The sequence below is a fragment of the Curtobacterium sp. MCBA15_013 genome (assembly GCF_001865095.1).
Taxonomy (GTDB): Bacteria; Actinomycetota; Actinomycetes; order Actinomycetales; family Microbacteriaceae; genus Curtobacterium.
The window spans coordinates 42,573-68,917 of record NZ_MJGQ01000086.1 but is presented as its reverse complement, the minus strand read 5'-3'; the positions used below and the strand labels follow the sequence as shown (position 1 = coordinate 68,917).

General features: G+C 72.1%; 22 protein-coding genes. 13 read left to right on the top strand and 9 right to left on the bottom strand.

What is annotated here, in order from left to right; translation table 11 throughout:
• Positions 1 to 43: 43 nt before the first annotated feature.
• On the bottom strand, positions 44 to 2,482 hold the full coding sequence (locus tag BIV01_RS18470; RefSeq protein ID WP_071303789.1) for a hypothetical protein: 2,439 nt from the start codon (positions 2,480 to 2,482) through the stop codon (positions 44 to 46).
• Positions 2,482 to 3,045: a hypothetical protein gene (locus BIV01_RS18465; RefSeq protein ID WP_071303788.1), complete on the bottom strand. Its 564-nt coding sequence runs from the start codon at positions 3,043 to 3,045 to the stop codon at positions 2,482 to 2,484. Before BIV01_RS18465 ends, BIV01_RS18470 begins: the two co-directional genes overlap by 1 nt.
• 206 nt (positions 3,046 to 3,251) lie before the next feature.
• On the opposite strand from BIV01_RS18465, the gene BIV01_RS18460 reads away from it, so the two are divergent.
• The 5 genes from BIV01_RS18460 to BIV01_RS18440 all read left to right on the top strand — a co-directional run bounded on the left by BIV01_RS18460 (position 3,252) and on the right by BIV01_RS18440 (position 8,496).
• Positions 3,252 to 4,154: an ABC transporter permease gene (locus BIV01_RS18460; RefSeq protein ID WP_071295759.1), complete on the top strand. Its 903-nt coding sequence runs from the start codon at positions 3,252 to 3,254 to the stop codon at positions 4,152 to 4,154.
• Positions 4,155 to 4,158: 4 nt separating this feature from the next.
• Complete coding sequence (locus BIV01_RS18455) at positions 4,159 to 5,388, top strand: ABC transporter ATP-binding protein (protein WP_071295760.1); 1,230 nt, start codon at positions 4,159 to 4,161, stop codon at positions 5,386 to 5,388.
• Entirely contained in the window at positions 5,307 to 6,419 is a 1,113-nt protein-coding gene (locus tag BIV01_RS18450) for a glycosyltransferase family 2 protein (protein WP_083414145.1), read from the top strand. The genes BIV01_RS18455 and BIV01_RS18450 overlap by 82 nt, the downstream gene beginning before the upstream one ends.
• A gap of 74 nt (positions 6,420 to 6,493) precedes the next feature.
• Positions 6,494 to 7,645, top strand: a complete 1,152-nt coding sequence (locus BIV01_RS18445) for a glycosyltransferase family 4 protein (RefSeq protein WP_071303786.1) — start codon at positions 6,494 to 6,496, stop codon at positions 7,643 to 7,645.
• A complete protein-coding gene (locus tag BIV01_RS18440; RefSeq protein WP_071303785.1) occupies positions 7,642 to 8,496 on the top strand; it encodes a glycosyltransferase family 2 protein in 855 nt (284 codons plus the stop codon). Before BIV01_RS18445 ends, BIV01_RS18440 begins: the two co-directional genes overlap by 4 nt.
• A gap of 242 nt (positions 8,497 to 8,738) precedes the next feature.
• Here BIV01_RS18440 and BIV01_RS18435 read toward each other — a convergent pair whose 3' ends face one another.
• The 3 genes from BIV01_RS18435 to BIV01_RS18425 form a co-directional block, all read right to left on the bottom strand.
• Positions 8,739 to 10,490, bottom strand: a complete 1,752-nt coding sequence (locus tag BIV01_RS18435) for a glycosyltransferase (protein WP_071303784.1) — start codon at positions 10,488 to 10,490, stop codon at positions 8,739 to 8,741.
• 125 nt (positions 10,491 to 10,615) lie between these two features.
• Positions 10,616 to 11,479 (bottom strand): glucose-1-phosphate thymidylyltransferase RfbA, encoded by an 864-nt coding sequence (gene rfbA / locus BIV01_RS18430; RefSeq protein WP_071295765.1) that lies wholly within the window; start codon positions 11,477 to 11,479, stop codon positions 10,616 to 10,618.
• A gap of 19 nt (positions 11,480 to 11,498) precedes the next feature.
• Complete coding sequence (locus BIV01_RS18425) at positions 11,499 to 12,107, bottom strand: dTDP-4-dehydrorhamnose 3,5-epimerase family protein (RefSeq protein WP_071303783.1); 609 nt, start codon at positions 12,105 to 12,107, stop codon at positions 11,499 to 11,501.
• Positions 12,108 to 12,192: 85 nt separating this feature from the next.
• On the opposite strand from BIV01_RS18425, the gene BIV01_RS18420 reads away from it, so the two are divergent.
• The 6 genes from BIV01_RS18420 to BIV01_RS18395 are packed head-to-tail and all read left to right on the top strand — an operon-like array spanning position 12,193 to position 19,681.
• Positions 12,193 to 13,134, top strand: coding sequence for a glycosyltransferase family 2 protein (locus BIV01_RS18420; protein ID WP_070418474.1), 942 nt, complete (start codon positions 12,193 to 12,195; stop codon positions 13,132 to 13,134).
• Positions 13,124 to 14,707 (top strand): DUF2142 domain-containing protein, encoded by a 1,584-nt coding sequence (locus BIV01_RS18415; RefSeq protein WP_071303782.1) that lies wholly within the window; start codon positions 13,124 to 13,126, stop codon positions 14,705 to 14,707. The genes BIV01_RS18420 and BIV01_RS18415 overlap by 11 nt, the downstream gene beginning before the upstream one ends.
• Entirely contained in the window at positions 14,704 to 15,690 is a 987-nt protein-coding gene (gene rfbB / locus BIV01_RS18410; protein ID WP_070418472.1) for a dTDP-glucose 4,6-dehydratase, read from the top strand. Before BIV01_RS18415 ends, rfbB begins: the two co-directional genes overlap by 4 nt.
• Before the next feature lie 14 nt (positions 15,691 to 15,704).
• Positions 15,705 to 16,556 (top strand): dTDP-4-dehydrorhamnose reductase, encoded by an 852-nt coding sequence (gene rfbD / locus BIV01_RS18405; protein ID WP_071303781.1) that lies wholly within the window; start codon positions 15,705 to 15,707, stop codon positions 16,554 to 16,556.
• Positions 16,553 to 17,491 carry an NAD-dependent epimerase/dehydratase family protein gene (locus tag BIV01_RS18400; protein WP_071303780.1) on the top strand — a complete coding sequence of 313 codons (939 nt, stop codon included), beginning with the start codon at positions 16,553 to 16,555 and terminating at the stop codon, positions 17,489 to 17,491. Before rfbD ends, BIV01_RS18400 begins: the two co-directional genes overlap by 4 nt.
• Before the next feature lie 60 nt (positions 17,492 to 17,551).
• The gene (locus tag BIV01_RS18395; protein ID WP_071303779.1) at positions 17,552 to 19,681 is read left to right on the top strand and encodes an acyltransferase family protein; all 2,130 of its coding nucleotides are present in this window, start codon (positions 17,552 to 17,554) and stop codon (positions 19,679 to 19,681) included.
• A gap of 125 nt (positions 19,682 to 19,806) precedes the next feature.
• On the opposite strand, the gene BIV01_RS18390 is transcribed toward BIV01_RS18395, so the two are convergent.
• Positions 19,807 to 20,985, bottom strand: a complete 1,179-nt coding sequence (locus tag BIV01_RS18390) for a glycosyltransferase family 4 protein (protein ID WP_070418468.1) — start codon at positions 20,983 to 20,985, stop codon at positions 19,807 to 19,809.
• Positions 20,986 to 21,014: 29 nt separating this feature from the next.
• Between BIV01_RS18390 and BIV01_RS18385 the strand changes: the two genes are divergently transcribed.
• Together BIV01_RS18385 and BIV01_RS18380 are read left to right on the top strand one after the other, a co-directional pair.
• Complete coding sequence (locus BIV01_RS18385) at positions 21,015 to 22,070, top strand: lysylphosphatidylglycerol synthase transmembrane domain-containing protein (RefSeq protein WP_083414142.1); 1,056 nt, start codon at positions 21,015 to 21,017, stop codon at positions 22,068 to 22,070.
• 57 nt (positions 22,071 to 22,127) lie between these two features.
• Entirely contained in the window at positions 22,128 to 23,270 is a 1,143-nt protein-coding gene (locus BIV01_RS18380; RefSeq protein WP_071303777.1) for a glycosyltransferase family 4 protein, read from the top strand.
• A 31-nt stretch (positions 23,271 to 23,301) separates the two neighbouring features.
• Here the strand turns inward: BIV01_RS18380 and purE are convergent, their stop codons facing one another.
• From purE to BIV01_RS18365, 3 genes are read right to left on the bottom strand one after another with little or no spacing between them, the layout of a single operon-like run.
• Complete coding sequence (gene purE, locus BIV01_RS18375) at positions 23,302 to 23,814, bottom strand: 5-(carboxyamino)imidazole ribonucleotide mutase (protein WP_071303776.1); 513 nt, start codon at positions 23,812 to 23,814, stop codon at positions 23,302 to 23,304.
• Between the two features lie 9 nt (positions 23,815 to 23,823).
• Complete coding sequence (locus BIV01_RS18370) at positions 23,824 to 24,936, bottom strand: hypothetical protein (RefSeq protein ID WP_071303775.1); 1,113 nt, start codon at positions 24,934 to 24,936, stop codon at positions 23,824 to 23,826.
• Positions 24,937 to 24,964: 28 nt separating this feature from the next.
• Positions 24,965 to 26,329 carry a glycoside hydrolase family 6 protein gene (locus BIV01_RS18365; protein WP_071303774.1) on the bottom strand — a complete coding sequence of 455 codons (1,365 nt, stop codon included), beginning with the start codon at positions 26,327 to 26,329 and terminating at the stop codon, positions 24,965 to 24,967.
• Positions 26,330 to 26,345: the final 16 nt, after the last annotated feature.

Here is a 26,345-nt window from a genome sequence, read left to right as displayed (position 1 = left end):
GCGCCTCCCGTCTCGCATCGTGGTCCGTGGGACCGTCAGCGCACTACTTCACCGTGATCGTCCGGCACAGCGTGGTGTTCGCTCCCGCGCCGGTGTTCATCGCGTAGACGCAGACCTGCGTGCTGCCCGCCCTGTAGCCGGACACGGTCGTCGAGAACGAGTGGTTCGCGCCGTACCCGCCGTAGGTGGTGGCGAGCGACGCCTTCGCCTCGTTCGCGGTGAGCGACTTCGCGCCGGCGCCGTTCACGTACACGTGCACCTGGATCGGGGACGCGGTGTCCGGGTCGATCGTCCAGCCGCGCACCTTGACCTGTCCGGCCGCGGGGGACGAGACCTCGTCGAGCAGCAGGACCGGATTGCCGGAGGTCATCGCGACCGTGCTGCAGGCGCTGGCGTCCTTCCCGCCCCCGACGTTCGTCCCGACGACGCACACGGTGTGCTTGCCCGGGCCGATGCCGGTGAGCGTGGCCTGGAAGCCGTGCTTCGAGTAGTACCCGGGGTACGCCTTCGCCGCGGTGGCGCTGGCCTGGTCGGCCGTGCCGGTGGTGACCTTCTTGCCGTCGACCGTGTACGTCACACCGATCGGCTGCACCGTGTCGGGGTCGACCGCGTAGCCGCTGACCTGCAGCGAGCCGAGCGTCGGCGACGAACCGGACTCGATCTTCACCTTGGGCGGGCCGGTCGGCGTCTGGAACGTCGTGCAGACGTTGCTGTTGCCGCCGGGTCCCACGTTGATCGCGATGATGCAGAGCTGGTGCTTCCCGGCCGGGACGCTGCTGCGGGTGAACAGGATCGCGTGGTCGTCACCGTAGCCGGGCAGCGCCTTGTCGAGGCCCGCCTTGGTCTGGTCGGCCGTGAACGAGGTCAGGGCCTTGCCGTCCAGGTACAGGTGGACGCGCAGCGGCGCGATCGTGTCCGGGTCGGCCGTCCAGCCGCGGATCTTGAGCTTGCCCGGTGCGGTCGACGATGCCTCGTCGATGACGATCCACGGCGAACCGCTCGCCTTCGTCACGGTCTTCGCCCCGAGCTGCGTCCACTTGCCCGTGGAGGTGTCCTTCGCCCACGTGCTGATCGTGTGCTTCCCGGCGCCGATGCCGCTGATCGTCGCCGAGTAGCCGTGCGCGTCGCCCCAGCCCGGGTAGATCTTCCCGACGTCGGTGCGCGAGGCGCTGGCGGTCCAGGCCTTCTTCGCCACGCCGTCCACGCGGAGCTGCACGGGGATCGAGGACTTCGTGTCCGGGTCGATCGCCCAGCCGCGGACGCTGAGCTTGTCCGCCGCGAGGGTGGCCTGGTCGAGCTTGCCGAACGGCGCCCCGGTCCGGACGGTCACCTGCTGGCAGCCGAGCAGCGCGTTGGCGCCGGCGCCCTGGTTGATGCCGAACACGCAGACGTTGTGGCTGCCGCCGGAGATCCCGGTCAGGGTCGTCGAGAACCCGTGGCTGGTGTTGCCGGCGCCGAGCTGGCTGCCCAGGTCGGAACGCGCCCCGTCGGCCGTGATGGTCTTCTTGCCGACGCCGTCCACGTAGAACGCCACCCGGATCGGGCTCGTCGCGACGTCGGGGTCGTACGCCCAGCCGCCCACCGTGACCTGGCGGAACCCGGCGGTCGCGGAGTCGACGTGCCCGGCGGGCGAGCTGCCACCGGTGGGCGAGCCGAACCAGTCGGTGTACATGCGCCAGAAGTTCCGGTTGCCGTACGCCGAGCAGCCGTCACCCGTGCCGTAGAGGTTCGACATCGCGGCGGCGTTCGGGGTGTACGGCGTGTAGATGTACAGCCCGGCGGTCGCCTGGTTCTTGATGTAGACCGTCTTCCGACCGCACGCGGCGTTCGGGTTGTAGAGGATCGAGTTGTTGCGGCCGGCCTGGTACGCCCAGGACGTCGGCGAGGCCTGGTAGCGCTTGAACTGCAGCGCGGCGGCGTACACCTGCTGGCCGAAGCCGTAGTACTTCGGGTCGCACGGCGCGGTGTCCGGGCACGCGAAGCCGGTGGCGTGCAGGTACATGTAGCTCGTCGGGCTGTTCGTCGTGACGATGCCCTGCTCCTTCTGCAGGAGGACGAGCAGGACCTTCTGGCTGATGCCGCACGCGGCGCCGACCTGCGCGATGACCGTGGCCGCCGACTTCACGCCGCCGTTGATCGCGGAGCACCGACCGGACACGGCGGCGATGCCGCTCATGTTCTGCGAGAAGTTCTTGAGGCACGCCGGGCCGCCCGATGCCTGCTTGCAGTTCGGCGCGACGCTGTTGAGGAACGACTGCACGGACGACGAGCTCATCGCCGACCCGTTGTAGAAGTTCACGTCGCTGATGATGTTGCCCGGGTCGAACGACGCGGCGGTCGCGGCCGAGGCGGACTCCGTCGTCGTCTGCTCGGACAGCACCGTGCCGAAGGTCAGGCCGCTCACGGCGACCGCGAGGGCGGCCACCAGGGCGAGGGACGACCGCAGCGGGCGTCGTCGCCCGTCGGTTCGGATGGATCGCATCACGGCACCTCCGCCGTCATCGGGTCGGACGTGGTCGACTGCGTGCCGACCCGGTAGTCGAGGGTGATGGACCAGGTGCCGCTGGACACCTGGGCCGCCGGGAAGGACACCTGCGCGCAGTTCACGGAGGACGCGCTCGCCTCCGCCGTGCTGGTCAGGGTCCGGGTGACACCGCTCTTCGTCGCGGTGAACGTGCACGTGCCCGACGTGTTCGTCGTGCCGGAGACGAGTCCACCGGCCTGGAGCGTCCGGCTGCCCGTGTCCCACCCGGCGTACGTGACGACGGCGGTGGCCGGGAAGTCCGACGGGTCGTCGTCGGGCTCGGTCGTCTGGCCGGAGCCCGGGAACGCCGAGGGGCTGTCGTCCGCGTCGTCGGAGCTGCTCGGCGACGGGGTCGACGAGGGGCCGGACGTCGCGGTCGCCGACGCGGTCGGAGTCGGTGCGGCGGACCGCGTGGGCGACGCGGTGGGGTCGTCGTCACTCGTGGCGGAACAACCCGCCGCGAGGAGACTGAGAACACCGACCACCGCGAACGCAGCGATCGGCCGTGACGCGAAGTGCATGCTGACGGGCCGTCCTGTGGATGTTGACAAGGGTCCGGGTTGCGTCAACGGTAACCCCAAAGTGAAGGTTGAGGGTTCAATCCGCGCACATTCACCCCCGCACGGGGGCGGACGACAGGTGTCGCCCGGTCCGCAGCGCGCACCGGCGTCCTGGGTGATGCGGTGAGTATGCTGTTCCGGTCCTGCCCCCACGAACGAAGAGACACATGGTCGATCAAGCCCGCATGGCCGCGCTCGCGAAGGAGCCCCTGGTCGTGGTCGGCGCTCCGACGAGTGCCATCCGAGGAACCTGGCGAGAACTGCGCGACGTCTTCCGGCAGCGCGAGATGCTCGGCATGCTCGTGCGCCGCGACCTCAAGGCGCGGTACAAGGACTCGGCGCTCGGGTTCGTGTGGACGCTGGTGCGCCCGCTGACCCAGCTCCTCATCTACTACTTCGTCATCGGCAAGGTGCTCGGCGCCGCGCACGGCATCGACAACTTCGCGATCTACGTCTTCACCGGACTCGGCGCGTACACGCTCTTCAGCGAGATCGTCGCGGGGTCGACCGGCTCGATCGTCGGGAACAGCGGCCTCATCAAGAAGGTCTACGTCCCGCGCGAGGTCTTCCCGCTCGCGAGCGTCGGGGCCGCCCTGGTGAACTACGCCATCCAGTTCGTCATCCTCATCGTGGCGACGCTGGTGCTCGGTGCGTTCCCGTTGCACGAGGGCCTGGTGTACCTGGTGCCGTCCCTCGCCGTGATCGTCGTCTACGGCGCGGCCATCGGGCTCGTCCTCTCCGCGCTCAACGTGTACCTGCGGGACGTGCAGTTCGTCATCGACGTCGGCCTGATGGTGCTGCTGTGGGGATCGCCGATCGTGTACTCGTACTCGATGGTCCTCAAGGAACTGCACGTCCAGTGGATCCTGACCGTCTACACGAACAACCCCCTCACGCTGTCCGTCCTCGGCATGCAGAACGCCATCTGGCTGCACGACCCGGCGAAGGTCGTCTACCCCGACCACCTCATGCTCCGACTCGGCATCGCGTTCGTCATCGGCCTGTTCTGCCTCATCGGCGCGCAGCGCGTGTTCTCGCGCCTGCAGGGCAACTTCGCGCAGGAGCTCTAGACCCATGGCCATCAGCACCCCCGTCGCACCCACCGCCCAGCAGCGCGGTGACGAGCGCCCCGACGTCATCGTCATCGACCACGTCCGGAAGCGCTTCACCGTCCGCAAGGACAACACCATCCGCGAGCGGATCGTCACGCTCGGCCGCGCCGGTCGCAAGCACCGCCAGGACTTCTGGGCGCTCGACGACGTCACCGTGTCGATCCAGGCCGGGACCACCGTCGGGCTGATCGGCCAGAACGGCTCCGGCAAGTCGACGCTGCTCAAGGCCATCGGCGGCATCATCCAGCCGACGTCCGGCACCGTCTCGCGCCGGGGGCGGCTGGCCGCGCTGCTCGAGCTCGGCGCCGGCTTCCACCCGGACCTGTCCGGCCGCGAGAACGTCTACCTCAACGCGGCGCTGCTCGGTCTGAGCCGCAAGGAGACCGAGGCGCGGTTCGACGACATCCTCGCGTTCTCCGGCATCGGCGACTTCATCGACACCCAGGTGAAGTTCTACAGCTCCGGCATGTACGTGCGACTCGCGTTCGCCGTGGCCGTGCACACCGACCCCGACGTGCTGCTCGTCGACGAGGTCCTCGCCGTCGGCGACGAGGCGTTCCAGCGCAAGTGCCTCGACCGCATCCGATCGTTCCAGGAGCAGGGCAAGACGATCATCATCGTCACGCACTCGCTCAGCCAGGTGCAGGAGATGTGCGACCGGGTCGTGCTGCTCAACAAGGGCAAGGTCCTGCACGACGGGGACGCCGTCCAGGCGGTCAGCAAGTTCCGCGACGTGCTCGAGGAGCGCCGGTCCGGCGAGCTCAGCGCCGACGTCGCCGTGGGCCGCGGCACCGTCCTCGGGGCGACCGTGCACGCCGACGGCAAGGAGCACCGAGCGCCCGTCACGCCCGGTGACGACCTCGTCGTGGACATGGAGTTCGAGCACCTCGACGGCGTCGCCGACTGGGAGGCCGCCGTCCAGATCAACAACACCGCCGGTCAGGTCGTCTACGGCACCACCACCGGCATCATGGGCGTCACGCTCCAGCCGCTGCACGGGCGCCGGAAGCTCCGCCTCCGGATCACGGACACGAACTTCGGCACCGGCAAGTACTTCATCAACGTGTCGATGATGGACTCCGCCGGGCGGCACCTGCACGACCTGCCGGAGTGCGACTCGTTCGAGGTCCCGTCGTTCGGCGACGCCGTCGGCAGCGTCTACGCGAAGCCCTCCATCGAGGAGCTCGGCTGACGCCCACCGACGGCGCCTCCCGCACCGCGGTCGTCGTCGTCAACTGGAACCGTGCGGACCTCACGACCCGGGCCGCCCGCGCCGTGCTCGACGACGGCGCGGCCGACCAGGTCATCGTGGTCGACAACGGGTCGTCGGACGACTCCGTCGCCGTGCTCCGCCGCGAGCTGCCCGAGGCGACGGTGCTGGTCCGCGACACCAACGGCGGGTTCGCGGCGGGCGCGAACACGGGCATCCGGCACGCGGACGCCGACGTCGTCGTCCTCCTCAACAACGACGCCGAGCCGGCTCCGGGCTTCGTCGCGGCCCTCCGCGACCACCTCGACGCCGCCCCTGCGGCCGTGGCGGCCGTGACGGGCCGCATCGTGCTCGCCGGGCGCTGGTCGCGCCTCCAGGCCGGTGCCCCGGCCCCCGCCGGACGGGCGTTGCGCGACCACACCGGCCACCTGTGGGTGCCCGACGCCGACGGCGAGGTCCGCCTCAACTCGACCGGCGTGCGGGTCGACCGCGACGGCAACGGCATGGACCGCGACTGGTTCGGCGCGGCCGACCAGGCGGCGGACCGCGACGTGTTCGGGTTCTCGGGCGGCGCCTCCGCGCTCCGGAAGGCCGCGCTCGACGACGTCGGACTCCTCGACGAGTCGCTGTTCATGTACTACGAGGACACCGAGCTCGCCTGGCGGCTCCGTCGCCGCGGATGGCGCGTCGAGTACGCGGCCGACGCGGTCGTCGAGCACGACCACTCGGCGTCGTCCGGCGTGCAGAGCGACCTGTTCGTCTTCCGCAACGCCCGCAACCGGCTGGTCGTCGCCCTGTGGCACGCGCCGTGGCCGACGGTCCTGCGGGCTGCGGTCCGGACGACCGCGCGCGGCCTGGTCGGACTGCGTTCCGGTCGCACCCGACGGGAGGCGCGGCTCGTCCTGGCAGCACTGGCCGACGTGACGGGGCACCTCCCCGCGCACCTCGCGCGGCGGCTCCGTGAGACGCGGGTCGCGTCCGTCCCGCGGAGCGCCGTGGACCCGGACGCATGAGCGGAGCGGGCTATCCTGGGGGCTCCCCCGTCGACGGTCCCGGCCGCGGCGTCCCCGGCCGGAAGGAACCTCGCGTGCCGCAGCTCACCGTCCTCATCGACGGGACCGCGGTACCGCGCAACCTCGGCGGTGTCGGACGCTACGTCGAGGGGGTCGCGTCGCACCTCACCGACCCGTCGCTCGACGTGCACCTCGTCGTCCGGCCCGTGCACGCCGCGCACTTCCGCGACGTCGCACCGCACGTGACGCTGCACACGGCACCGGCGTGGACCGACTCCGTGCCGCTGCGCTTCCTCTGGGAGCAGACCGGGCTGCCGGCACTCGGTCGGCGGATCGGCGCGGCGGTGCTGCACTCCCCGCACTACACGTTCCCGTTCTCGTGGCGCCGTGGGTCCGTGGTGACGCTGCACGACGCCACGTTCTTCTCGAACCCCGAGTGGCACTCCCGCCTGAAGCGCACGTTCTTCACCTGGTGGAGCCGCCGATCGCTCCGGACCCGTCCGGTCGTCATCGTGCCGAGCGCCGCCACCGCGACCGAGGCCGCACGCGTGGTGTCCGGCATCCGTGCGGACGTCCGGGTCGCCCCGCTCGGGGTCGACCGGACCGTGTTCCACGAGCCGTCCACCGCCGAGGTCGAGGACGCCCGCATCGCCGCGACGCTCCCCGACGACGCGTCCTGGATCGCGTTCCTCGGCACGATCGAACCGCGCAAGAACGTCACCGCGCTGCTCGACGCCTACGCCGCGGTCCGCGACGCCCGCGCGGTCACGGGGTCGGACACGCCCTGGCTGGTGCTCTCCGGTGCCCGCGGCTGGGACGAGGCCGCGATCGCACGGCTCGACGCGCTGCAGGACGCCGACCACGTCATCGAGGCCGGGTACCTCCCGCTCGAGGACCTCTCCGGCTTCCTCGGCGGCGCGGAGTTCGTCGTGTACCCGTCCCTCGGCGAGGGCTTCGGCCTGCCGGTGGTCGAGGCGATGGCGGCCGGCGCGTGCGTGCTCACCACCAGGCGCCTGTCGCTGCCGGAGGTCGGGGGCGACGCCGCCGTGTACACCGAGCCCTCAGCCTCTGCGCTGGGGGCGGCGATGGCCTCGCTGCTCGACGACCCCGCGCTCGTCGCGTCGCACCGGGCGGCCGCACTCCGCCGGGCCTCCTCGTTCACGTGGGAGGCCACGGCCGCCGTGCACGTCGACGCGTACGCCGCCGTCGCCGGGGGAACACGATGACCCGGGTCGCGGTGCTGACCGTCACGTACAACACCGGTGAGACGATCCGGCCGTTCCTCGCGAGCATCGAGGCGGCGTCCAGAGAGCCCGTGGCCGTGGTGATCGCGGACAACGGCTCGGCCGACCTCGACGCACTGCGGGCGATCGGCGAGTCGTACGGCGCCGTCGTGGTGTCCTCCGGGGGCAACCGTGGCTACGGCGGCGGGATCGACGCGGCTCTCAGCGCGCTCGACGACGTGCTCCCCGACGTCCGGCCGGAGTTCCTGCTCGTCACGAACCCTGACGTGGTCCTCGCGCCGGGCTCGATCGACGAGCTCGTCGCGGCTGCGGACCGGCTGCCGTCCGGCGGGTCGTTCGGTCCGCGGATCCTCGACGAGCAGGGCGACACCTACCCCTCGGCGCGCCAACTCCCGTCGCTCCGGACCGGCCTCGGCCACGCGGCGTTCTCGCGCTTCTGGCCGGCGAACCCCTGGAGCCAGCGGTACTGGTCCACCACCCAGGTCGTCGAGCGCGAGGCCGGCTGGCTGTCCGGCGCGTGCTTCCTCATCCGGACGTCGTTGTTCCGCGAGCTCGGGGGCTTCGACGAGTCGTACTTCATGTACTTCGAGGACGTCGACCTCGGGCAGCGCGTGGGGCTCGCCGGGCGGGCGAACGTGTACGTGCCGACCGCCGTGGTGACGCACACCGGGGCGCACTCGACCTCGTCGAACCGGCGCCGCATGGAGATCGAGCACCACCGGAGCGCCTACCGGTTCCTGTCGCGGAAGTACCGGGCGTGGTGGCTGTGGCCCCTGCGGGCGGTGCTGCGCGTCGGGCTCGCCGTCCGGGCGCGCTGGGTGACGCGCAAGTAGCGCGCGCCGCGGGGCGCGGCGTGCCGCCGCTGCGCAGCGCACAACCAAAACCACTGCGCGCCGCGCCTTCCCGCGGTTCGGCGCGGCTTCGGTTATGCGGCGGCGCAGGCGCGCCCGCGTCGAACCACGAATCCGACGTCGAACCGGGCGCGCGGCCTGGTTCGACGTCGCGAACGTGGTTCGACGCCGCGGCGGCGGCAGCCGCGGCGCGGCGCCGCAGGCGGCCGCGGCCCGCGGCGCGCTCAGCGCCGCAGGCGCGCGCGCTCGGCGCGCGCGGCGTCGAGCAGCACGCGGGCACGGGCATCGAAGGAGTGCTCGGCGGCGATGCGCGCGGCCACCTCGGCACGCGAGGCCACGTCGGGCCACGGGTACGCCGGGTCGAGCAGCGCCGCGAGGTCCTCCCGCGACCCCGCCACCGCCAGCGTCGGCACGTCGAGCACCTCGCCGAGCCCGACGACGGGGTCGGTCACGACGACTCCCCCGGCGGCCAGGACGTCGAACACCCGGTTCGACACGAACCCCCCGGCGGCCATGTCCGGCCAGTGGTCGTTCAGCACGACGCGGGCGGACGCGTAGGCACGGGCGACCTCGGCGCGGGACAACGACGGCGCCCCGAGGGACGACTCCGGCACGACGTCCTCCCACCCGGGCCCGTGCACGCGCAGGTCGGCACCGAGTGCGACCGCGTCCGCGACGACGGGGCGAGCGGCACCGCGGGTGGAGCCGACGAAGACGACGCGGCCGGCGTCGGGCCCTGACGACACGCCCGGGCGGAACACCGCCGGATCGGTCGCCTGCAGCAGCGTCCGGACCGGCACGCCCGACCGCGCACTCGCCGCGGCGGCCCACGCCGGACCCGCGGCGAACGCCCGGTCGAACGACCGCAGTTCGGTGTCCGCGACGTCGTCCGGGTGGCTGATCACCCAGAGCAGGTTCACGGAGGCCGGGTTCGGCGGCACCCGGTCGAGCCCGCGCACGACGAGCGTGATGTCGTCCGCGCCGTCGTCGTCCCGCACGTGGGCGTCCCGGCGGTCGACGCGGACCCGCTGTCCGAGGCGCTCGAGCGCGGCGGCGAGCTCGGCCGCGAAGTGCACGTCACCCCAGCCGTCGCCCTCGGGTCCGGCGGGCGCGGCGATCTTCAGCGACCACGCGAGCTGCTCGGTGGCCGACCCCGTCGGGGCCGCGGGCGTCACCGGCCGAGCGCCCCACGGCGGCACCGGTGGCCCGGCAACGACCGAGCCGGTCCCGTCGACGGCGCGGTCACGCCACGCCGAGACGGCGTCGACGGTCGCCGCGTCGACGGTGCGCCCCGCCTCGTCCGAGCGCTCGAGCGCCCAGACGAGCGCGACGTCACGATCGGTGCGGTCCGCGACCGCGCGGCTCCAGGCCGACAGCGTGGTGCGTTCGTCCGGGAGGCACGGTGCCGATACCAGCGCACGTCCCGGCATCGCCAGTGCGGGTTGGTCCGCGGCGAAGACGGTCGCAGCGGCTGCGGTGTCGCGTGCGGCGAGGATCGTCGACCGGAGTCCGTCGGCGCCGGGCACGACCGACGCGGAGTCGTCGCTCCAGGGCAGCGCCCCGGGCCGGAGGAGCCGGGCCCCGTGGCGTGCGGAGCCGTCGGCGAGCCAGACCCGGGCCTGCGCCACACCGCGCGCACCGGCCTCGGCGAGCACCTGGAGGTCCTGGTCGGTGACACCCACCGTCGAGTCCACCACGACGAGCACGCCGCGCACCCCACCGGCGACCCCGGCGTTCACGGCCGATCCGATGCCGTCGACGGCGTCCGGCCGCACCCACGGCACACCCCGGGGCGACGGCAGGACCGGGGAGGCGTCCGCGACGTAGGCCACGGCACGGACGTCCACCTCGGGACCGAAGGCGGTCCGGGCAGCGGTGACCATCGCGGGCAACCGGTCCTGCCGGTCGGACCGGCTGACGAGGAGCACGGTGACGCCGGTCTGCCGGACCTGCGCCGGGCCGTCGAACCCGGCCACCCGCACGGGCGACGCCGCCGTCGCGGACGGGTGTCGCGCCTCCTGGACCGCATCGGGCCCGGAGGGCGTCGCGTCGCGACGGCGGCGTCGACCGAACCAACCAGAGCCGGGCGCCACGGGGGTGACTAGGCGGAGAGGAGCCGCTGGAGGTAGACGCCGTAGCCGCCCTTGACGAGCGGGGCGGCGAGGTCGGCGAGCTGTGCGTCGTCGATCCAGCCGTTGCGCCAGGCGATCTCCTCGATGCAGCCGATCTTGAAGCCCTGACGGTCCTCGATCACCTTGACGTACTCGGACGCCTGCATCATCGACTCGAACGTGCCGGTGTCGAGCCAGGCCGTGCCGCGGTCGAGGACCTGCACGCCGAGCTCGCCGGCGTCGAGGTAGCGCTCGTTCACGGTCGAGATCTCGAGCTCCCCGCGGGCGCTCGGCTCGATCGTCTTCGCGATCTCGATGACCTTGTTGTCGTAGAAGTACAGGCCGGGGACGGCGTAGTTCGACTTCGGCTCGGTCGGCTTCTCCTCGATGGAGACCGCGGTGAAGCTGTCGTCGAACTCGACGACGCCGTACGCCTTCGGGTCGGCCACGTGGTACGCGAAGATGGTCGCGCCCTCGACCTCGGTGTTCTTGCGGAGGTTCGTGCCGAGGCCCGTGCCGTGGAAGATGTTGTCGCCGAGGACCAGCGCGACGCTGTCGTCGCCGATGAAGTCCTCGCCGATGACGAAGGCCTGCGCGAGGCCGTCCGGGCTCGGCTGCACGGCGTACTGGATGTCCATTCCGAGGGCCGAGCCGTCGCCGAGGAGCGCGCGGAACTGGTCGTTGTACTCCGGCGTCGTGATGACCAGCACCTCGCGGATGCCGGCCATCATCAGCGTCGACAGCGGGTAGTAGACCATCGGCTTGTCGTAGATCGGCATGAGCTGCTTGCTGATGCCCTTGGTGATCGGCCAGAGACGGGTGCCGGAACCCCCGGCGAGGATGATGCCCTTCACGGGTGCGTCCTTTGCTTCGTTACTTCGTCGTACGGAGGGACTCGGTGTACGCCAAGCACTCCTCGTAGGTGGGGAGCAGCCCTGCGGCGGCGGCCTGCTCGAGGGTCGGTGCGCTGGTGTCCTTCTCGGAGAGGACCGGCTCGCCGAGCCCGTCCGGCAGCGTGAGTCCCACGGTCGGGTCGAGGATCGTGATCCCCTTCTCGCGCTCCGGGTTGTAGTGCGCGCTGACCAGGTAGTTCACCGTCGACTGGTCCTCGAGCGCGACGATCGCGTGGCCGAGCCCCTCGGACAGGTACACCGCCTTGCGGTCGACGTCGTCGATGCGGACCGAGTCCCACTGCCCGAACGTCGGGGAGCCGACGCGGATGTCGACGATGTAGTCGATGAACGCCCCGCGGACGGCGGTGACGTACTTCGCCTGGCTCGGTGCGACGAGGGCGTAGTGGATGCCCCGTGCGACGCCGGCCGCCGAGACCGACATGTTCACCTGCCGCAGGTCGAGCGGGTGGCCGACCGTCTCCTCGAGGACGTCGGCCCGGTACGCCTCGAGGAATGCTCCTCGTGCGTCGCCGTGCTGGACGGGCGTGAACTCCCACGCGCCGGGGATCTTCAGTTCGCGGATCTGCACCGGGGAAGCCTAGCAAGGCGCGAGTTCGCATAGGCTGTCATGGTTCTGCGCACTGCCGACTCCCGAAACGAGACCAAGCGAGCCCGTGAAGCTATTCGTCCAGATCCCCTGCCTCAACGAGGAGAACACCCTCGCCAGCGTCATCGACTCGATCCCGAAGCAGATCGACGGCATCGACGAGATCGAGATCCTGGTCATCAACGACGGCAGCACCGACCGCACGGTCGAGGTCGCCAAGGAGCACGGTGTCCGGCACTTCGTGCACCACACCACGAACATGGGCCTCGCCCGGTCGTTCCGGGACGGCGTCGACTACGCACTGCTCCACGGTGCCGACATCGTCGTGAACACCGACGGTGACAACCAGTACCCGCAGGCGCACATCGCCGAGCTGGTCCAGCCGATCCTCCGCAAGGAAGCCGAGATCGTGATCGGCGACCGCCAGACCCGGACGATCGAGCACTTCTCCGGGTTCAAGAAGCTCATGCAGCGCTTCGGCTCGTGGGTCGCCTCGCGCGCGGCGGGTCTCGACCTGCCGGACGCCGCGAGCGGGTTCCGCGCGTACTCGAAGTACTCGCTCATCCGCCTCAACATCGTGACGCGCTTCAGCTACTGCATGGAGACGATCGTGCAGGCCGGGTACAAGCGCCTGGCGATCGCGTCGATCCCGATCACGACGAACCCGAAGACGCGCGAGTCCCGCCTGTTCAAGAACATCTGGCAGCACATGTTCCAGTCCGGGTCGGCGATCGCCCGCGTGTACCTGATGTACCGCCCGATGGCGCTCTTCCTCTGGGTCGCGGCGATCCTCGGCGCGCTCGGGGCGTGGCCGCTCGTCCGGTACCTGGTGCTCCTCGCGATGCACACCGGCGGCAACCACCTGCAGTCGATCATCCTCGGGGTGGTCCTGCTCATCACCGCGGTGCTCAGCATCGTGATCGGCGTCGTCGCCGACCTCACGCGGCTCAACCGCACGCTGGCCGAGGAACAGCTCGACCTGCAGAAACTCCAGCGCTATGGCGACTGAGGTCACCGCCGCACTGCCGGTGACCCGGGGGGAACGACGCGCCGTCATCGCACTGACGGCTGCGTTCGCGCTGCTGCTCACGCTGTGGGCCTTCCTGACGCCGATGTTCGCGGCCCCGGACGAGGCAGCGCACTTCGACGCCGCCGAACAGCTCGCGCTCGGCAAGGGGTGGCCGGCGCCGGGCGAGATGGACCTGCTCAAGACGACGTACGTCGAGCAGGGGCAGTCCACGAACGTCGCCGCGGCGGACCGTGAGACCGTCGCGCAGCTCACGGCGGAGAACCCGGGCAACCACGACTTCGTCAACCAGATGTCGCAGCACCCGCCGACGTACTACGGCGTGGGTGCGGTCGTGCTCAAGGCGATCGGGTTCTTCCACCTGCGCTGGGACATCGGCGTCATGGCCCTGCGCCTGATGGACGTCGTGGTGCTGCTCCCGCTGCCGTTCCTGACGTGGGCGACCGTCCGGCGGGTCACCCGCTCGCCGCGCACCGCGATCGTGGGCGTCCTCGCCCTGTTCGCCGTGCCGCAGCTGGCGCAGATCGGCTCGTCCGTCACGAACGACGCGCCCGTCATCGTGCTCGGTGCCGTGATCTCGTGGCTCGCCGTCCGGGCCCTCACCGGCGACCACCGGTGGCGCATCGCCGTGTGGCTCGGGGTGGCCGTCGCCGCGGTCTGCTCGGTGAAGGGCACCGGGCTGCCGACGGTGCCGTTCGTCGCGATCGCCCTGCTCGTCGCCGGCCACGGGACCCTGTCGTGGGGCGCCCGCATCGGCCGGACCGCCGTCGCCGGCGCGATCGTCGCCGCGGCCGGCTCGTGGTGGTGGATCCGCAACCTGATGCTCTTCGGCACGCTCCAGCCCGACGGCGTGAGCGCCGTCCGCCAGGACAAGCCGTGGGGCCGCGAGACGAGCGCCAACTTCGGCGAGTTCATGAACGTCGAGTGGGACCGCCTCACCTCGTCGTTCTGGGGGCAGTTCGGTGCGCTCCGCTACCCGATGACGCAGATCCTCACGGACTCCCTGACCGTCATCGCCCTCGCCGTGATCGTCGGATGGGCGTTCCGTCGCACGGCGCAGCGCAGCACGGCGATCGTGCTGCTCGTCCTGCCGGCGCTGACGCTCGTGATCCAGCTGCAGAACAACTTCTCCTCCTACGACGACACGCAGCTCATCGCCGGCGCACAGGGCCGCTACCTGTTCATCGGGCTCGTCCCGCTCATCGCCGTCAGCGCGATCGCGTGGCGGAACCTCGTGACGAGCGCACCGGAACGCGGCCGCGTCGGTTCCTTCGCGCTCTGGGGCTTCCCCGTGATCGGGCTCTACGGCCTGACGGTCGCCTACCGCGGCTTCTACGAGAACACCCACCTGCAGGTCACGGTCGCCGGTCTCGGTCGACTCGTGAACCTGACGCCCGCCGGCCGGTACGGCCTCGTCGTGGTGCTGCTCCTCGCCGCCGTCGCGGTGGTCTGGGCGCTCGTCGAGGCCCGCCGGAACCTGCTGCTCCGGGACGCCCCGCTACACTCGTCCATCGATCCAACGTCACCGACTCCGAAAAGGAACCTGACCTCGTGAAGATCCTCGTCACCGGCGGAGCCGGCTTCATCGGCTCGAACTTCGTCCGTCGCACCCTGCAGGACGCGTACCCCGGACTCGAGGGCGCCGAGGTCGTCGTCTACGACGCCCTGACCTACTCGGGCAACCTCGAGAACCTCGCCCCCGTCGCGGACTCGCCGCGCTACACCTTCGTGCAGGGCGACATCCGCGACGCGGCCAAGCTCGACGAGGTCATCCCCGGCATCGACGCCATCGTGCACTTCGCCGCCGAGTCCCACGTCGACCGCTCGGTCCGCGACTCCGGCATCTTCGTCGAGACGAACGTCGTCGGCACCCAGCGTCTGCTCGACGCCGCGCTCCGGCACGGCACCGAGCGCTTCGTGCACGTCTCCACCGACGAGGTCTACGGCTCCATCAGCGAGGGCTCGTGGGACGAGGAGCGTCCGCTCGAGCCGAACTCGCCGTACTCGGCGTCGAAGGCCGGCAGCGACCTGCTCGCCCGCAGCTACCACCGCACGCACGGGCTGAACCTCTCGATCACGCGCTGCTCGAACAACTACGGGCCGTACCACTTCCCCGAGAAGGTCATCCCGCTGTTCGTCACGAACCTCATCGACGACAAGCACGTCCCGCTCTACGGCGAGGGCAACAACATCCGCGACTGGCTGCACGTCGACGACCACACCCGTGGCATCGCGCTGGTGCTCACCAAGGGCCGCGCGGGCGAGATCTACAACATCGGCGGCGGCACCGAGCTCACCAACAAGGAGCTCACCCAGCTGCTGCTCGACGCGACCGGCAAGGACTGGTCGTACGTCGACCGCGTCGCCGACCGCCTCGGCCACGACCTCCGCTACTCGGTCGACATCTCGAAGATCCAGGCGGAGCTCGGCTACGAGCCGCAGGTGCCGTTCGAGCAGGGTCTCGCCGACGTCGTCCAGTGGTACCGCGACAACCGCGCGTGGTGGGAGCCCCTCAAGGAGCGCGCGGCGCTCGCCTGAGCCCGGACGCCACGATGACCCGCACCCTGATCACCGGCGCCGCCGGCATGCTCGGTCGCGACCTGCAGCTCGCGCTGCAGGGTCGTGACGTCACCGCGCTCGGTCGCGCCGACCTCGACATCACGGACCCCGACGCGGTCGACGCCGCCGTCGCCGGCCACGACGTCGTGATCAACTCGGCCGCGTACACCAAGGTCGACGACGCCGAGACGCACGAGTCCGACGCCGCAGCGGTCAACGCGACGGGCCCGAGGCTCCTCGCCGAGGCGGCCGTCCGGCACGGCGCCAAGCTGGTGACGATCTCGACGGACTACGTCTTCGACGGCAACGGCACCGCACCCTACGCCGAGGACGCCCCGACGGACCCGCTGAACGCCTACGGCCGGACCAAGGCCGAGGGCGAGGCACACGTCCGCCGGATCGCGCCGGACTCGTCGTACATCGTGCGGACCGCGTGGATCTACGGCGCGCACGGGCCGAACTTCGCGGCGACGATGCTCCGGCTCGCGCAGACGCACGACACGGTGTCCGTCGTGACCGACCAGGTCGGGCAGCCGACGTGGACGGGTGACCTCGCGGCACGCATCGTCGAGCTCGTCGACGCGGACGCCCCGGCTGGCACCTACCACGGCACGAACTCGGGCCAGGGGTCCTGGTACGACTTCACCAAGGCGATCTTCGCCGAGAACGGGCTCGACCCGGACCGCGTCCTCCCGACCGACAGCGCCGCCTTCGTGCGTCCCGCACCGCGTCCGGCGTACAGCGTGCTCGGGCACGACGGCTGGTCCCGCGCGGGCCTGGCGCCGATGCGCGACTGGCGCGAGGCGCTGCACGCGGCGACGGCCGCCGGGGTCTTCGCAGCGTGACGGCCTCGTCGACCCCGGCGACGCTCGTCGTCGGCTCCGGAGGCTTCCTCGGGCGCGCGGTCCGTCGTGCGGCGGCCGAGGCGGCACCGGGGACCGACGTCCGCGCGGCCTCGGTGCCCTGGGACGACCAGGACGCCGCGGTCGAGGCGCTCGTGACGGCGATCCGGGGCGTCCGCACGCCGGACTCCCCCTGGCGCGTCGTCTGGTGCGCCGGGACGGGGGTCGTCGCGACCGGTGCGGAGGTGTTCGAGGCCGAGCAGCAGCTCATCGGGCGGGTGCTCGAGACCCTCGCGGGCGACGAGGCCGCTCCGGGCACGCTCTTCTTCGCGTCCTCGGCGGGTGCCGTCTACGCGGGTTCCTCGCCGGCCCCCTTCGACGAGGACTCCGAGCCGGCTCCGCTCGCGCCGTACGGCCGGTCGAAGCTCGCGTCCGAAGCGCGGTTCCGCACCTGGGCCGAGTCGACCGGTGCGCGCCTGCTCGTCGGACGGTTCTCGAACCTGTACGGGCCGGGGGCGAACCTCGGCAAGGCGCAGGGGCTCGTGTCCCAGCTGGCGCTCGCGCACCTCGAGGGCCGGCCGTCGTCGATCTACGTCCCGACGGAGACCACGCGGGACTACCTCTACATCGACGACGCGGCGGCGATGGTGCTGGACGCGCTGGACACGACCGAACGGTCGACCGCCGCCGGCACCGCCGTCACCAAGATCTTCGCCTCCGGCCGCAGCGCCACCATCACCGAGGTCGTCGCCGCGGTCGAGGACGCCTTCGGGGAACCCCTCGACGTCCGCCACGGTGCCGACCCCTCGGCGACCTACCAGGGCCTCGACCTCCGGTTCGCCTCCCGGGTGCTGCCGACCGTGGACGCCCGCGACTTCACCGATTTCGGCCGGGGCGTCCGCAACACCGTCGACGCCCTGCGTGCCGCCCGGATCTGAACGTCCCCGAAGCCGCGTCCGTTTCCGAGGATCGCACGACAACTCGTAGGATTGGCGTCAGTGAGCACTGCAACCGAGGGCCCCCGCGGACCCGCACACCGCGCCCGGGACACCACCCGCTGGGACATCCAGGGGCTCCGGGCGTTCGCAGTCCTCGCCGTCGTCGTCTACCACCTGTGGCCGAACCGGCTGCACGGCGGGTTCGTCGGCGTCGACGTCTTCTTCGTCATCTCGGGCTACCTCATCACCGGGCACCTGCTGCGCGAGCAGCTCTCCACCGGCCGGATCCGACTCGGGCAGTTCTGGTCCCGGCGGGCGAAGCGGCTGCTGCCCGGCGCGTTCCTGACGATCCTCGCGACGGGCGCCGCGGTGCTCCTCGTCGTCCCGAGCGCCCTCTGGTCGCAGTACGGCCGCGAGCTGATCGCATCGACGGTCTACGCGCAGAACTGGGAGCTGGCGGCCAGTTCGGTCGACTACCTCGACGCCGACAACCAGGCCTCGCCGTTCCAGCACTTCTGGTCGCTCTCGGTCGAGGAGCAGTTCTACATCGCGCTGCCCCTCCTGCTGCTCCTGCTCACGCTCGTCGTGCGGAAGCGCGTCTCCCCCGTCACCACGGCACGGATCCTGCTCGGCACGGTCGTCGTTGTCTCGCTCGTCTGGTGCATCGTGCAGACGAACACGAACCCCGGCGTCGCCTACTTCTCGACGGCCACCCGCGCGTGGGAGTTCGCGCTCGGCGGGCTCGCCGCGACCGTCGCGCTCCCCGCACCGCGCACGGTCGTGGCCCGGTCCGTCCGCTCGGGCGCCGCGATCGTCGGCGCGCTCGCGCTCCTCGCCTCGCTCGTCGTGATCACCCCGGCGACGCCGTTCCCCGGCATCGCCGCCGCGCTCCCGGTCGTCGGCGCGACCCTGATGGTGACGTTCGGTGCCGGCACCCTGTTCGAGCTCCTCGGCGCGGTCCGCCCGATCGCGTTCGTCGGGCGCATCTCGTACTCGCTGTACCTGTGGCACTGGCCCCTCGTCGTCATCGTGCCGATCTGGCTCGACCACCCGCTCGGCTGGAAGAGCAAGCTCGCGGTCCTGGTGGTCTCGCTCGTCCTCGCGGCGGTCACGACGGTGTGGTTCGAGGAGCCGCTCCGGTTCTCCGGCTGGGTGCGCACCCTGCGGCCGCGTCGCGTCGCCGTCCTCGGTGTGGTCTGCACCGTGGTCGTCGCGGCACTCGGCGTCTCGACGCTGACCGCCGTGCACGTCCAGGAGGTCCAGGCCGCGACCTTCACGAAGCGCCTGCAGGACGGCGAGGTCTCGTGCTTCGGGGCTGCGGCGCAGATCAGCGCAGCGAAGCCGTGCGTGGACCCGAAGCTCGCCGACGTCCGTGTCCCGGCGCCGTCCGCCGCCAAGGAGGACGACCCGAACCCGTCACCCGACGAGCCGGACCCGAACATCAAGAAGTGCTGGAGCGGCCGCTTCGAGACCTGCGTGCTCGGCAAGACCACCGGCTACTCGAAGCACCTCCTCGTCATCGGCGACTCGCACAGCAACACCCTGCTCGGCGTCTACCGCGACCTGGCCGCGAAGAACGGCTGGCGGATCGACCTCGCCGGCATCGGCGGGTGCTACTTGACGACCGCGCACCAGCAGTCCCTGAGCCCGGCCTCGGGTCGCGGCTGCGACCGCTGGAAGCAGCAGGCGATCGCGTTCGTCGAGCAGCACCGGGACGCCGACGCCCTGATCGTCGCGCACTCGACGACCCAGATGCCGGTGGACGCCCCCGAGGGCCAGCAGCGCGACGACGCCACCCGCGCCGGTCTCCTCGACGCCTGGCAGCAGGCTGCGGGCGACGACCTCCCCGTGATCGCGGTCCGCGACAACCCGGTCCCCCGACGCGACGTCGTGGCGTGCGTGAGCCGGATGACCGGCCCGACCGACTCGTCCTGCGACAACCCGCGGTCCGTGGCCCTCGCCCAGACCGACTCGTCGGCCGAGGCGATGGCGGCGTTCACCGCCGCCGGAGGCACGGGCAGCGTGCTCGACCTGACGAAGTACTACTGCACGGACACCACCTGCCCGGCCGTGATCGGCGGTGTGCTCGTCTACCGCGACACGAGCCACATCACGGGTACCTGGGCGAAGTCGCTGGAGCCGTACATCGACCAGCAGCTCAAGCAGAAGCTCGCGTCGTTCTCGCGGTGACCTGATGCGGTCCAGGAGGCGCGGTGCGGGCACGCACCGTCCCTCCAGACACGGCCGTCACCCCGCTGGCGCGGTGCGCCGGTACCGGCTGGTGGGGCCCCCCTCCTGACCCGCAGGGACGTGCGTCAGCGGCGCGCGGCCGCCAGCAGTTCGCGGTACCGGTCGCCGACGGCGTCCACGGTGTGCGCGGCCGCGGTCTCGGCCGCGGCACGGCCGAGCCGCTCGGCGAGCTCGGGGTCGGCGAGCAGGCGGTCCACGGCAGCAGCGAGCGCCGCGGCGTCGCCGGGCTCGACGAGCAGGCCGTTCACGCCGTCCTCGATGACGTCGACGATACCGGGCACGGCCGACGCGACGATCGCGCACCCGGCGGACATCGCCTCGAGCAGGGCGACGGGCAGGCCGTCGCGGTCGCCGTTCGCGGCGGGCACGGACGGGTAGAGCGCGATGCGGGCCTTGGCGTACTCGGACGCGAGGTCCTCCTTGCCACGGGCGCCGAGGAACGTGACGGCGGACCCGGCCCGGGCCTCGAGCTGCGCGCGGAGCGGACCGTCGCCGACGACGGCGACCTCGGCCGGCTGCTCGGCCATCCGGTCGAGGGCGTCGAGCAGGACGATCGCGCCCTTCTTCTCGACGAGGCGGCCGACGAAGAGCACCCGGCCGGGGACGCGGGTCTCACGCGCGACCGCGCGGGTGATCGGCTCGAGGTCGACGCCCATCGGCACGACGTGCACCTGGTCGTCGCGGGCGCCGAGCTTGCCGAGTTCGCGCGCCATGTCCGTGCTCATGCAGGTGACCGACGCGGCGCTGCGGATCACGGAGCGCTTGACCCGCTGGAGGACCGGGTTGCGCAGGGCGTACAGGTCGCCGCCCAGCGTGGTCACCACGCGCGGCAGGTCACCGAGCACGAGCTGGCCGACGGCACCCTGCGGGATGATCCAGTGCAGCAGGGCGACGTCGGGCTGCGAGCGCCGGCGTTCCCGGCGGAGCGCGGCGGCCATCGAGCCGAAGAAGAACGGGACCTGGAGCCAGCGGGACTTCTTCGCCTTGAGGTTGTCGACGATCGCGCCGTCCGCCAGGTCGCGCCACCGGGCCGGGAAGTACCCGTACCGACGGACCTCGACGTCACCGATCCGCTGGTGCGCGCGGGCGCCCTTCGTCATCGGGGCGACGACGACGACGCGGTACTCGTCCGAGAGGGCGGTCGCGAGGTCGAGGACGAAGCCGGGCGTGCCGTCGCCGGCCTCGGCCGGGAAGGTCGACGCGGCGACGAGGAGGGTCGGACGGGGATCCGGATCGGGTCGCATCCAGCGCGCTCCCTTAGAGTTGTCGGTCGATGGACGCACAACAGCCTACGGGGTCGGCCGCAGGGTCACCGGACCCGCTCGACACCTCCTCCGACGTCGCCACGGGCGCGGTGCCGACGACCGGTCGGCGCGCTCGCGTGCTGACCGTCGTGAAGTGGGTCGCTGCGGTCATCGCCGTCGCCTTCCTCGTCTGGAGCATCGCGAAGCAGTGGGACAAGATCGTCCACGACTTCGCACGGCTTGACGCTGCCACGGTGGGCATCGGCATCATCTTCACCATCGTCGCCCTCGTCGCGAACATGCTGTCCTGGCGCGCGATGATGGCCGCCAGCGGGTACCGGGTGCGCCTGGCCGCGGCGTCCTCGATCTTCTTCGTCGGGCAGCTCGGCAAGTACATCCCCGGCGGTGTCTGGTCGATCGCCGCCCAGGCCGAGCTCGGGCGTGCGCACGGCCTGCAGCGCACCGGCAGCGCGGTCGCGGCGCTGGCCTCGATGCTCGTCAGCATGGTCACGGCCGCGATCGTCGGGATCGTCGCCGTCCTGCTCGCCTCGTCGACCGGGTTCGCGACCTTCTGGTGGCTCATCCCGGTGATCGTCGTCGGCCTGGTGTGCCTCACCCCGCCCGTCCTCGGTCGGCTCATCGCGATCGCCTTCCGGGTGCTCCGCCGCCCGCCGCAGGACACCACCCTGACCTGGTCCGGCACGGTCATGTCGCTCGTCTGGTCGCTCGTCATGTGGATCGCGTACGGCGTGCAGGCCACGGTCGTGCTCCGGGTCTTCGGCGCCGACTCCCCGACCCTGTTCCCGGTGGCCGTGGGTGCGTACGCCGTCGCCTGGCTCGTCGGCTTCATCGTGGTCATCGCCCCCGCCGGCATCGGCCCCCGCGAGGGCATCCTCGTGCTGCTGCTCGGCAGCGTCGCCGGGGGTTCCGCACCGCTCGCGCTCGCCGTCATCAGCCGGGTGTTCATGACGATCGGCGACGTCGTGCTCGCCGGCGTCGGGGCCGCCCTCGCCGCCCGGCACCGCCGCGTGACCGCCGCCGCCACACCCCGATCCGGCGCCCCGGTCCCTCCCCGCGCGGACTGATATGGTCGGCTTCCGGCCGCGCAGTGCGCACCACAGCACCACGAGGAGGCGCACCGCATGACAACACTCCACGTCGTCGTGGACCAGATCGTCGCCCCCGTCCCCGGCGGCATCGGTCGGTACGCCGAAGAACTGACACGGCACCTCATCGCGGGTGCCCCGGAGGGTGCCGACGTCGCCGGCATCGTCTCGGCGGTCGGCAAGGACGAGCTCGCGCACATCCGCACGCTGCTCCCCGGCCTCGGCGACCTCGACCGCCTGGCGCTCCCCCGCCGTGAGCTCTCGCTCGCGTGGCAGGGCGGCTTCGTCGGCGGCGTCGGACGCGGCATGGTGCACTCGCCGAGCGTGCTCGCGCCCCTCGTCAAGCACGACCGGTTCAGCGACCCGGGCCGGCAGACGGTGGTCACCGTGCACGACACCGTGCCGTGGACCCACCCCGAGACCCTCACGCCCCGCGGCGTCCACTTCCACCGGGCGATGGTGAAGCGTGCGTGGAAGCACGCCGACGCCGTCGTCGTCCCGACCCACGCGGTCGCGGCGACGCTGAACGGCATCCACCGCTTCGACGAACGGCTCCGGGTCATCGGCGGCGCGCCGAGCGGGCGGCTGCGGACCCCCGTCGACGCCGACCTCCGTGCCGAGCGGCTCGGCCTGCCGGAGCGCTACGTGCTCGCGGTCGGCACGCTCGAGCCCCGGAAGGGCCTGCAGTACCTGATCGAGGCGATGGCACACCCGGACGCCCCCGCCGACGTCCCGCTCGTGATCGCCGGCCCGGACGGCTGGGGCGACGTCGACGTGTACGGCACCGCGGAGCGCGCAGGACTGTCCCGCGACCGCGTGAAGGTGCTCGGCCGGATCGACGACCAGGACCTCGCCGTGGCGTACGACCGGGCGACGGTGTTCGTCTTCCCGAGCCTCGCCGAGGGGTTCGGGCTCCCCGTGATCGAGGCGATGAGCTTCGGCACGCCGGTCGTGCACTCGGACGACGACGCCGTGCGCGAGGTCGCCTCGGACGCCGGTGTGACGGTGGCCCGCGATCCCCGCGACTCCTACCCCGAACGACTGGCGCAGGCGGTCTACCAGGTCGTCAACGACCCGCTGCTCGCCGGGCAGCTGGCCGTCGCGGGTCCGGACCGGGCGCGCATGTACGACTGGAAGGACTCGGCCGCCGAGACCTGGCAGCTGCACGCCGATCTCTAGCGGTCGGTCCCCGCGACCGGGGTACCGCCGACTAGAGCGAGTCGCGCAGGCGCTGCGCCTTCTCCTCGACGAGCTGCTCGAGCCCCTCGGCGTACTCGCCGAGGCGCGCCGCGATCGCGGGGTCGGCCGAGCCGATGATACGCGCGGCGAGGAGCCCGGCGTTCGCCGCTCCGTTGATCGCCATCGTCGCCACCGGGATGCCGGCGGGCATCTGCACGATGGACAGCAGCGAGTCGAGTCCGTCGAGGCGCGCGAGCTCCACGGGCACGCCGATCACCGGGAGCGTCGTCATCGAGGCCACCATGCCCGGCAGGTGCGCCGCCCCACCGGCGCCGGCGATGACCACACGGATGCCCCGGGCAGCGGCGCCGCGGGCGAACCGCGTCATCTTGTCGGGGGTGCGGTGGGCGGACACGACGTCGGCCTCGAACGGGATGCCGAGCTCGGTCAGCATGTCCGCCGCGGCGCGCATCGTCGGCCAGTCGGAGTCCGACCCCATGATGATCGAGACGAGCGGCTGGACGGGGGCTGCGGTGTCGGTCACGCGACGAGCCTAGTCGAGCAGGGCGGACCGCCAGGCGTCCCCGTCGTCGCCGATCGTCCGTTCGTCGCGGACCCAGCGGGCGGCCACGGCGTCGGCGGACCCGGAGTCGACGGCGCTGCGGACCGCGTCGCGCCAGGCCCCGACGTCGTCCGGCACCGCCACGACGCCGTGCCCGCGCGCGTCCCGGTAGGACGGCCGGTCGGAGACGACCGCGGGGAGCCCGAGCGCGGTGTACTCGAGCGCCTTGAGGTCGCTCTTCGCCCGGTTGAACTCCTCGTCCCGCAGCGGAGCGACGCCCGCGCGCCAGCGCTGCCGGTGGTCGACGAGCCAGCGGGCGAACGCCGGGTAGTGGCCGTCCGGCACCTCGACGCGGCGGTACCAGCCGGGATCGTCGGCGTCCTCGGTCACGCCGATCACCTCGAGGCGGATCGGCGTGCCGTCGGGTGCGGTCAGGTCGGTGAAGACGTCCCGGAGCAGCTCGAGGTCGGCGCCGTGCGTGAGCGTCCCCATGTAGAGCACCCGGTGCTCGTCGGCGGGGCGAACGTCGTCGGCGGCCGGCTCGCCCGGGGTCCAGATCGTCGGGTCCAGGGCGTTCCGGACCACCACGACCCGGTGCGCGAGCGGCCGCACGAGCGCTGCGAGCTCCTCGGTGCTGACGACCGCGAGGTCGGCGCCGCGCACGAGGGCGTCGATCGAGGCCAGCCGGTCCGGGTCGTACTCGGCCCGGGCCAGACGGTCGCGGCCGGAGTCCGTGAAGAAGTCGTCGTCGACCTCGGCGGCGGTCCGGGTCCCCCGCTCGGCGGCAGCGGCCAGGAAGGGTGCCACGAGGTCCCGCGGCAGGGCGTCCCGCTGCACGAGGACGGCCCGGTAGTCGGTCGTGTCGGTCCCGTCGACGAACGCGGCGGGGTCGACCTGCCGGACCTCGGCCGCACCGGTGCGCGCGAGGTGCTCGGTGCGGCGGACGACCCGCACGTGCGCCGAGGCGGGATGCGCCCCACCGCCTCCGGCCACGACGTAGCCGAGGACCGGCAGGCGCACGGGTTCCGCGGCCGGGGCCGACCGCGCCCCGGTCAGGGAGCGACGGAGTCGACGGGCGGCACGGCGGACGAGATCACGCGGCATGGGCCCATCCTCCCGCGATCCGGTGGCGTCAGCGGACCGTGACGGTCGTGCACCCCATCGAGGTGTCCCCGCCCCGGCCGATCCCGACCGCCGTCAGGCACACGCTCCGCTTCCCGCTCGACACCGCCACGGTCGCCCGGAACCCGTGGTTCCGCCCGACCCGGTGCAACCGGTCGACGTCCGGCCGCGAGGCGTCCGCCGTGGCGGTCCCCACCACCTTCCCGCCGACCGTGACGCGCACGGTGACCGGCTTCGTGAGGTCGTCGCGGTCGAACGTCCACCCCGACACCGTCACGCGCCGCTTCGCCGTGGACGCGACCGAGTCCCGGTGTGCCGTCGGGGCGACGGACGGGGCCTTCCGGGCGGGAGCGGCCGTGGCGACCGGCGTCCCGAGTCGCGCGTTCGCCACGAGGGACTTCGCGAAGGACGACCACCACTTCCCCGCCGCCGGTCCGCGGTTGCACGTGCCGTCGCTCGCACCGGGGGTCTTCACCCACAGCAGCGCGTCGAGGGCCGAGCCGTCCGACACCACCCGCGGTGAGGTGCCGAGCCCGGAGCCGGGACCGTTGCACCAGGTGCCGCGCCAGCCCTGGCCGTTCCGGGAGGTGTCGATCACGTAGTGGGACCCGCCCGTGGCCGCGGAGACCTTGTCGGCGTAGGTCTGCTCCTGCGCGGTCGGGTAGTAGTTCGCGACGTTCGTGAAGAAGCCCCGCGCGCGCTGGACCCCGGCGCTGTTCAGCCGGGACGCCATCACCGCCGGCGGGACCCAGTTCGAGTTCCCCGCGTCGAGGTAGGCCGGCACGCCCGCCGCCGTGAAGGCAGCGACCTCGCGGGCGAGGATGCGGTACCGCTGGGCGTCGAGGGTCTCGCTGCACGCGCTGTTGCTGAGCATCGCGAGGGAGTCCGGCTCGACGATCACGGCCGCCCGGTGCCCGGCGACCCGGGCGACGATCTGGTCGACCCACGCGTCGTACGTCGCCTCGTCGAAGCCGCCGGCGGAGTACCCGCCGCAGTCACGCTGCGGGATCGCGTACGTCACGAAGACCGCGGTCGTGCCGGTGCGCTCGGCACCCGCGATCGCGGCGTCGATCGTCCGCGTCAGGGTCGCCCCCTGCGTCCAGTCCCCGAGCCAGATCGCGACCGGGTACTGCGCGATGGTCTTCGCCGCGGCCGCGCCGCTCGGGTCGCTCGTCGCGAGGGCGGTCGCCTGCTTCGCCGCCTCGCTCGTGTCGGAACGGTAGGGACCGGAGGCGTAGAGGGACGACGCAGCGGCCGCACGGATCGTGGCGGCGCTCGTCGCCGCGACGGCGGTGGTCGGCGTGAGCGCTCCCGCGGCGAGCGCCACGAAGGCGCTCACCGCTCCCGTGGTGGCGAACACACTGGCGCGGCGCATGACGTACTCCCTGTGG

Bases quoted from the DNA above. Each gene is read 5' to 3' on its own strand.
- BIV01_RS18470 (WP_071303789.1), bottom strand. From the start codon at position 2,482: ATGCGATCCATCCGAACCGACGGGCGACGACGCCCGCTGCGGTCGTCC.
- BIV01_RS18465 (WP_071303788.1), bottom strand. From the start codon at position 3,045: ATGCACTTCGCGTCACGGCCGATCGCTGCGTTCGCGGTGGTCGGTGTT.
- BIV01_RS18460 (WP_071295759.1), top strand. From the start codon at position 3,252: ATGGTCGATCAAGCCCGCATGGCCGCGCTCGCGAAGGAGCCCCTGGTC.
- BIV01_RS18455 (WP_071295760.1), top strand. From the start codon at position 4,159: ATGGCCATCAGCACCCCCGTCGCACCCACCGCCCAGCAGCGCGGTGAC.
- BIV01_RS18440 (WP_071303785.1), top strand. From the start codon at position 7,642: ATGACCCGGGTCGCGGTGCTGACCGTCACGTACAACACCGGTGAGACG.
- BIV01_RS18415 (WP_071303782.1), top strand. From the start codon at position 13,124: ATGGCGACTGAGGTCACCGCCGCACTGCCGGTGACCCGGGGGGAACGA.
- rfbD (WP_071303781.1), top strand. From the start codon at position 15,705: ATGACCCGCACCCTGATCACCGGCGCCGCCGGCATGCTCGGTCGCGAC.
- BIV01_RS18390 (WP_070418468.1), bottom strand. From the start codon at position 20,985: ATGCGACCCGATCCGGATCCCCGTCCGACCCTCCTCGTCGCCGCGTCG.
- BIV01_RS18385 (WP_083414142.1), top strand. From the start codon at position 21,015: ATGGACGCACAACAGCCTACGGGGTCGGCCGCAGGGTCACCGGACCCG.
- BIV01_RS18380 (WP_071303777.1), top strand. From the start codon at position 22,128: ATGACAACACTCCACGTCGTCGTGGACCAGATCGTCGCCCCCGTCCCC.
- BIV01_RS18370 (WP_071303775.1), bottom strand. From the start codon at position 24,936: ATGCCGCGTGATCTCGTCCGCCGTGCCGCCCGTCGACTCCGTCGCTCC.
- BIV01_RS18365 (WP_071303774.1), bottom strand. From the start codon at position 26,329: ATGCGCCGCGCCAGTGTGTTCGCCACCACGGGAGCGGTGAGCGCCTTC.